The sequence below is a fragment of the Paracoccus sp. 22332 genome, assembly GCF_052045125.1.
Lineage (GTDB): Bacteria > Pseudomonadota > Alphaproteobacteria > Rhodobacterales > Rhodobacteraceae > Paracoccus > Paracoccus haematequi_A.
This window is the reverse complement of sequence record NZ_JBQEOI010000067.1, coordinates 1-6,394: the sequence shown is the minus strand read 5'-3', so window position 1 is coordinate 6,394 and position 6,394 is coordinate 1. Positions and strand designations below refer to the sequence as shown.

The 6,394-nt window shown below is 60.7% G+C and carries 10 protein-coding genes; 7 read left to right on the top strand and 3 right to left on the bottom strand.

Annotation, left to right across the window (positions count from 1 at the left end; genetic code table 11):
- Positions 1–160 precede the first annotated feature (160 nt).
- The 4 genes from ACTJI6_RS22610 to ACTJI6_RS22595 all read left to right on the top strand — a co-directional run bounded on the left by ACTJI6_RS22610 (position 161) and on the right by ACTJI6_RS22595 (position 3,218).
- Positions 161–942, top strand: a protein-coding gene (locus ACTJI6_RS22610; protein ID WP_440803920.1) for an IS5 family transposase whose coding sequence is annotated in 2 segments (ribosomal slippage) — positions 161–503 and positions 503–942 — 783 coding nt in all. Because the reading frame shifts where the segments join, the coding sequence is not laid out codon by codon here.
- Between the two features lie 278 nt (positions 943–1,220).
- Positions 1,221–2,324, top strand: a complete 1,104-nt coding sequence (locus ACTJI6_RS22605) for a hemerythrin domain-containing protein (RefSeq protein ID WP_440803918.1) — start codon at positions 1,221–1,223, stop codon at positions 2,322–2,324.
- A 129-nt stretch (positions 2,325–2,453) separates the two neighbouring features.
- Entirely contained in the window at positions 2,454–2,912 is a 459-nt protein-coding gene (locus tag ACTJI6_RS22600; RefSeq protein ID WP_440803916.1) for a hypothetical protein, read from the top strand.
- 135 nt (positions 2,913–3,047) lie between these two features.
- Positions 3,048–3,218 carry a hypothetical protein gene (locus tag ACTJI6_RS22595; RefSeq protein ID WP_440803913.1) on the top strand — a complete coding sequence of 57 codons (171 nt, stop codon included), beginning with the start codon at positions 3,048–3,050 and terminating at the stop codon, positions 3,216–3,218.
- A 238-nt stretch (positions 3,219–3,456) separates the two neighbouring features.
- Here the strand turns inward: ACTJI6_RS22595 and ACTJI6_RS22590 are convergent, their stop codons facing one another.
- Positions 3,457–3,711, bottom strand: coding sequence for a hypothetical protein (locus ACTJI6_RS22590; protein ID WP_440803911.1), 255 nt, complete (start codon positions 3,709–3,711; stop codon positions 3,457–3,459).
- Positions 3,712–3,959: 248 nt separating this feature from the next.
- Between ACTJI6_RS22590 and ACTJI6_RS22585 the strand changes: the two genes are divergently transcribed.
- Positions 3,960–4,109, top strand: coding sequence for a hypothetical protein (locus tag ACTJI6_RS22585; protein ID WP_440803909.1), 150 nt, complete (start codon positions 3,960–3,962; stop codon positions 4,107–4,109).
- Between the two features lie 540 nt (positions 4,110–4,649).
- Positions 4,650–5,057 (top strand): DUF1127 domain-containing protein, encoded by a 408-nt coding sequence (locus tag ACTJI6_RS22580; protein ID WP_440803907.1) that lies wholly within the window; start codon positions 4,650–4,652, stop codon positions 5,055–5,057.
- Between the two features lie 243 nt (positions 5,058–5,300).
- Here ACTJI6_RS22580 and ACTJI6_RS22575 read toward each other — a convergent pair whose 3' ends face one another.
- Together ACTJI6_RS22575 and ACTJI6_RS22570 are read right to left on the bottom strand one after the other, a co-directional pair.
- A complete protein-coding gene (locus ACTJI6_RS22575) occupies positions 5,301–5,579 on the bottom strand; it encodes a hypothetical protein (RefSeq protein WP_440803905.1) in 279 nt (92 codons plus the stop codon).
- Positions 5,580–5,674: 95 nt separating this feature from the next.
- Complete coding sequence (locus ACTJI6_RS22570) at positions 5,675–5,740, bottom strand: hypothetical protein (RefSeq protein ID WP_440803923.1); 66 nt, start codon at positions 5,738–5,740, stop codon at positions 5,675–5,677.
- Positions 5,741–5,942: 202 nt separating this feature from the next.
- On the opposite strand from ACTJI6_RS22570, the gene tnpA reads away from it, so the two are divergent.
- A complete protein-coding gene (tnpA, locus tag ACTJI6_RS22565) occupies positions 5,943–6,326 on the top strand; it encodes an IS66-like element accessory protein TnpA (RefSeq protein ID WP_377764646.1) in 384 nt (127 codons plus the stop codon).
- Positions 6,327–6,394 lie beyond the last annotated feature (68 nt).

The window sequence follows — 6,394 nt, the reverse complement described above, 5'->3', positions numbered from 1 at the left end:
CCGAAAGATCGAAGAAACCCATCTGTGCCATCGTTACGCCCAAGCAGCCGATCACCCCCCGTTCATACCGCAGCAACTCGGGCCGGGCAATTTTTCGAGGTGCCCAAAAGGGATTCCACAGACCTGCGCCCTGTGATTCAAGCTCATCTCTACGTAGGAGATGAGCTTGGCACGCAACCTGATGTCCGACGACGAATGGACATTCTTTGAGGGCTTCATCCGAGCCGTCCGGCATCCGAACGGGCGCAAGCCTGCGGACCATCGGCTTGTTATGGATGGTATTTTCTGGATCGCGCGGACCGGCGCGCCCTGGCGGGACCTGCCAGAGGAGTTTGGCAAGTGGTCCTCCATCTATCGGCAGTTCCGGCGCTGGACGCTCGCCGGGCTGTGGGAAGACATCCTGGATGCCTTGAACCACGCGAAGCTTGCGCCCGACAAGCTCCAGATGATCGACAGCACCGTGATCAGGGCCCACCACCATGCGGCCGGCGCAAAAGGGGGACTCCGAAAGAGGCTCTTGGCCGTTCGAGAGGTGGGTTTTCGACCAAGATCCATCTCCGCGTCAACGGCGCTGGCCTCCCGATGAGAACCGAGATCACGCCTGGGCAGGATTCCGACTACACCGGCTATGATCTGGTGATGGCCGACAACCTGCCGCAGCCAGCAGTTCTGGTCGCCGACAGGGGCTATGACTCTGATAAAATTCGGGCAGATGTCGAGGGCCGAAATGCCCTGCCAATGATCCCGATGCGAAAGAACCGAAAGGTGCGCAACGCTGTCGACATGACCATCTACACACTGCGCAATATGGTCGAGCGTTGTTTCAACAAACTGAAGAACAGCCGACGGCTGGCGACCCGTTACGACAAAACTGCAGACAGTTTCCTCGGCTTCATTGACATCGCCTGCATCAGGCTCTGGCTCCGCCATTTGTCAACATGACCTAGCACCATGATCTCACATGCGTATGCAACCTGCTTTTCGCTGCAGCGCAGCATTATCCTCCGATACTTGGGCTCATTACTTCCTAATTCCATCGACTCCCCTTACAATTGCTGTATTCGAAGGTTATGTTGCATTGCAGCGAGACATTCGGCGAAACCTCCTCGGATGATCCTGCCTGAGCTTCCTTGAGCAACCAGCATGCGACGTCTCCGCACTTCGGTGGGGCCTTTGTCGCTGGCTTCGGGTTCACGGAAGCATGCACGGAAGATATGTCCATGACCCTTCGTCAAACGATCCAAGCTGCTCCTGAAAAAGCCGTTGCGCTGATCACGAAACTTTCCGCAACCTCGAACCAGGCGCTGAAAAGCCGCGAAAGCCTTTTTGCCGAACTGAGTGATGAACTTGCTCGCTACGTCGAGATCGAGGAGCAGCACCTTCTGCCGCTGCTGCGCAAGAACCCTGAAACCAAGGATCTTGCCGTCAATGCCCTGAAGGGCAACAAGGACCTGCGGGCTTCCCTTGAAAAGCTGTCGGGTCTGCCGAAGGACAATGATGGGTTTCTCGCTGCGCTTGCCGATCTAAACAAAGACTTCCAGCGGCACGTTCGCGACGAGCGCAAGGAGCTTCTCCCTGCGATCCTCAAGGTGCTCAACGATGATGAGGCAGCCGACGTGGCGGCCAACATCGAGGGTGCCGTCGAGGACGCCGAGACTGCCAAGCGTGACGAAAAGCGCGAAGAGCGGGCGCAAGCCAAGCGTGACGCCGAAAAGGCCGAGCAGGCCGAAGCCGACAAGCGCGCCGCGGCCAAAGAGGCCAAGCGCGACGAGCGGGCCGAAGCGGAGCGTCAGGCTGAGGAGGCGAAAGAGGCTGCCGCAGCCGAGCGTGCAGTCGTGAAGGCTCAGAAGGAAGCGGAGCGTGTCGCCCGCGAAACCACCGAGAAGGTGGCCGAGGTGATGGAACGTGGCGCGGCCGCCGTGCAGGACCGGGCCCGCCAAGTCACCGAGACCCTCACTGACCGCGCCCAGCAGGTCGCCTCTGACACCCAGGACGCGATGACGATCTACAGCGACTCGGCACGTAGAATCGCCGAGGACATGCAGGTCGTCGCCACAGCGTCTGCCGCCTCGGTGCAAGCCCTGTCGGAGGTTTCCTCCGCCTGGACAACTTGGTTCGAGAAAGCCACCCGCGCCAATACTGAGGCCTCGCAGAAGCTGTTCCGCGCCAAGTCGATGAAAGACATCGCGGAGATGCAACGGGAGTTCGCCACCGGCGCCATGCACAACTGGATGGAGCGTCGCACGGCGATGCTGCAGATCGCGCAGCGCAGTTCGAAGCAGGCGTTGAGCCCGCTTCAGGCGCGCATCAGCGAAACGGCGTAACCACACGAACCCATATGGTCGCGTTGCTGCCACACGCGGCAGCGCCGCCCGTGCGAGGACATTAGGGCGAGGGCTGGCGGCGCATGCCGCCGCGCTGTCCCGTTGTCCATTTTACCAAGGATGAACACGTTGATGATTGCCGGATTAAACGCATGGGCCGAGTTGGCAAAGGCCACCTCCACCATGATGAAGACCAACATACGCCTGAATGAAACGATGGCAGCCTCCGGTAGTGTCATCGAGGCTCGGATCAAGATCATGGGCGACGCGACCCGCTACCCCGCCCAAGGCGATTATGCGGAGATTGTCGGCATGGTGCAGGAGAAGGTGGAGGCCATAACAAAGGTCAACGCGGCCCTTGCCGAGCAATGGTCGGTGATGCTGGCGGACGCTGCGGAGCAGACGCGGCACTTCAGCCATCTGATGTTTGGTGGAAAACCGTTGGGCATCGGGGACATGTCAAGGCTTGCAGAACGCTGGTTGGCGCATGGCACCCGTATGGTCACCCGCACCATGGACACCGGTGGACTGGCGCTGGCGCCCGTGCATCAGCAGGCCACGGCCAATGCAAGACGCCTGAGCGAGTAGGTTTCACGACCGAGATCGTGTCGGCTGCGTTGATGGTTAACAGAGCTTTTTTAACGAGTGACGCCTCGCCTTCGCTGGCGGGGCCTTTCCAACAGCCCCTCGGTCCCGCTTGATACCATCAGGGACTTCAATCGGATGCAGGACGTGATTGATCTGTGCAGTTTTGCCGACTTGGACAGCTGGGCGGATGTGCGTGGCCACCTCTCTTTGGCCGGCGCCAACGTCGCGTTCCGCATGACTGGCCATATCCTCCGGATCGAAGACACGTCATTGGCAAGCCTGGCGGCGGACGACTTCCTTTGGTGAGTGCAGGAGCGGTATTTCCCTTTGAAGGGAAATCCATGGCTGATCTGACAGACGCCAAGATCGATGCGGCCGACGGACAGGACTGGCCAGATCGTCCGCCATGGTCTCCGCAGCACGAACTGACAATGCCGAGGGCGCCAAGGTTCGCAGATAGAAGACCCGCGTCATGATGTAGCCTGCGTCGAGGCGCGAGACCGCCTGGCCGGAAGGCAGACAGGCCTGCCCCCAGACCTGAACCTCAGCCCGCCTTCTTGCGTGCTTTGGGAGCCGGCGTCGCTTTCCGGGCTGCTCTTTCAGCAGCTTCGCTTTGCAGGCGAAGTGATCTGAGCCGGGCGATCCGCTGGTTCCGTGCAGTCGCCTCAGTATCGATGATCTCGCGTGCAGCACGGTCGGTAAGGTCAGCTTTCGTCTCTGTTCGCGTGAGTCGCGACAGCGTCTTTGAAGAACTCATGGAAGAAACTCCTTTTGCCAGGCACATCCAGAACGTTTCCATCTGGCAGGAACCTGGCCAGTCCGAATATTGGACAGATTTCGTATGCAGACTTGCAGGGAGTCGCACGCAACTGGCTGCCAGCATTGCAGCCCGGTGACTGTTAGAGATGGGCATTCTCACGGCCTCTATCAAGGGTCATGCGGAGAAAACTATTTTATTTCAGCTTCTTATAGGCACCCTCTGCAAGATGGTTTGCTTTAAGCGCGCCGCCATGATCAGGTGTGCGTCCAGCCATGAAAGGGCTCAACATGACCGACACGGCAGATAAACGGCAATCGGATCAGATCGTTTCCGATCGCATCAGGTTCGCATGCGACTCGCTGGGAATGTCGGATGCCGACGGCCAGGACATGGCGCAGCGGGCAATCGCGATGCGCGTCAAAGCCCATACCAAGTGAGGCGGATATGCCCGAGAGGATAGACCGGCGAGTCCGCGAAGGCTATGGCACGCTGTTTGAGGCAGTGCTGAAAGCCTGCGGGGAGGCTGGGCTGGATGAGGATACCGCAACAAGCATTGCCGTAAGAACGGTGGAGATCGTGCAGGCCGGGAACATGACACCTCGTCAAGATAACCACCCTGAGTGATTGACCCGCACGCGTGATGCACGCCCCGCATTTGGCACTTGCTCCGGCGAGCTGAGGCCACAGCGAGACACGGCATGTTGAAGTTCAGCGGCTGAGGGCCCACATACAAGCCATGGCACTCATCTTGCACCATAACCGGCCTCGGCCGGGCTTCAGGGGACCACTCCTGAACCGCGGCTGACCCCGCAGGCGATCGATCCGGCATTCGGCGACCGCTGCGGGGCCTGACGGAAATCACCATTCATTCCGGCAACGAAACTCTAGCGGCGTTCAGGCGCTGCGGCTGTTTTCGGCGCTCGGACAAACATGGTCGTTACGCCTGGGGACAAAGCTGACCGGTAACGACCCTGACGATGCAGGAGGTCGCAATGTCACATATTCCAGCCACAAGGGATCCATTCGTCGCATGGATGCCGTTCCGCACCCGGGGCACACCCAGTTTCACCGCAGCCATCGGCCGGCGCGCGAAAGAGGCCCTTCGCCACTGGCAGAGGCACCGGATGATGCGGACCTTGTGGGAACTCGACGACCGGACCCTCGACGACATCGGTCTTGCCCGGAGCGAAATCCGTGGGCTTGTCGACGACCTCGTCGGTCCATCGCCCCGCCGGGCATCACAAGGGCAAACTGTCCGCAGTTCGGTGCGTCGCGATGGTCCCGAAGACCCAAGCCCGACCAGGACAGGCAGGCGTCCACAGATCAACGATGTAAAGAAGAGCAGGTTCGCAGGGGATGTGTATCAATCCTGGAGGGACTTATGAAGGCCTCGCCCATGCTGACCTCCGGTCTGACGTCATTAAGGGAAGACCGAACGCGACACAAAAGCCTGACGCGGTGGGAGGATGATGGTGGACGCGTGCTTGAAAAGCCTGCAGCGCTCTGGACAGGGTTGTCGCCCGGCGGTGCACCGAGCCCTGCGCAATCAACGACAGTTTGAGTAGTTGCCAAGCCTCAGGCGAGGCGGGGGATTACTTACTTTCGCCAGGCGGAGCCATCTCCCTACCCTAGCCACGTAGCCGTGATTGGTCCGCTTTCGATCCCTCCTGGAAGATCAACGCGATCTCGTCTTCACTGAGCAGCCTCCACTGACCGGCAGCCAGGCCGTCGGGCAGAGACAACCCGCCCAGTTCTTCGCGGTAGAGTGCCTCGACATGGTTGCCGGTCGCAGCAAACATGTGGCGCACCTGATGGTAGCGGCCTTCGGTGATACTCAGCAGGGCCTCCGTTTCCGAGATCACTTCCAGTTCGGCAGGAGCCAGCGCCTTGTCCTCGCCCTCCAGCATCAAATGGCCCGGGGCAAACAGGTCTCCTTCGGTGCCCTTGAGTGGACGAGCCAGCCTGGCGCGATAGGTCTTCCTGACGTGGCGCCTGGGACTGATCACCCGGTGCAGCAGGTCACACCGTCATCGGTCAGCAGCAAAAGGCCGGAGGTCTGCTTGTCCAGGCGCCCGACCGTCGAGATCGCCGGATCGCGCCTTCTCCAGCGTCGGGCAGGATGTCATAGACGATTCGGCCCTGTTCCTTGTGCGAGCAGGTCATTCCCAAAGTAACCACCCGATTTCCACCGCCTGCCTGAGCGTGGGGGTGATCGGCTAAGACACGTGCATAGCGACGTCGTTAACGACGTGTCTTATGCGGGGCTTTCGATGCGTGGTGACATTCTGGGTCTGGAACGGCGTCGTCGCTGGAGCGACGAGGAGAAGCTCGGGATCGTGCTGTCAGTCGGGGTGGCGGGCGCGACGGTGACGCAAGTGGCGCAGCGCCACGAGGTGACCCGACAGCAGCTCTATGCCTGGCGGCATGAGTTGAAGAAGAAGGGGCTGCTTTCCCCGCTTCCGGAGGCCCTGTTCCTGCCGGTGGAATTGAGCGCGCCGGCGGCGTTGGCGGCGCATCCATCGGCTGAAGATCAAGCGCCGCAGCGCCCCGCCTTGATTGAGCTTCAGCTGGCCAATGGCCGGTGCCTGCGCTTCGACCCGATGCTGGATGCGGCCGCGCTGACGCGGTTGATCCGGGTGGTGGAGGCGGCATGATCGGGCCCGGCACCGGTGTCCGGGTTTATCTGGCCTGCGGGGTGACCGACATGCGCAAGGGCATCGAG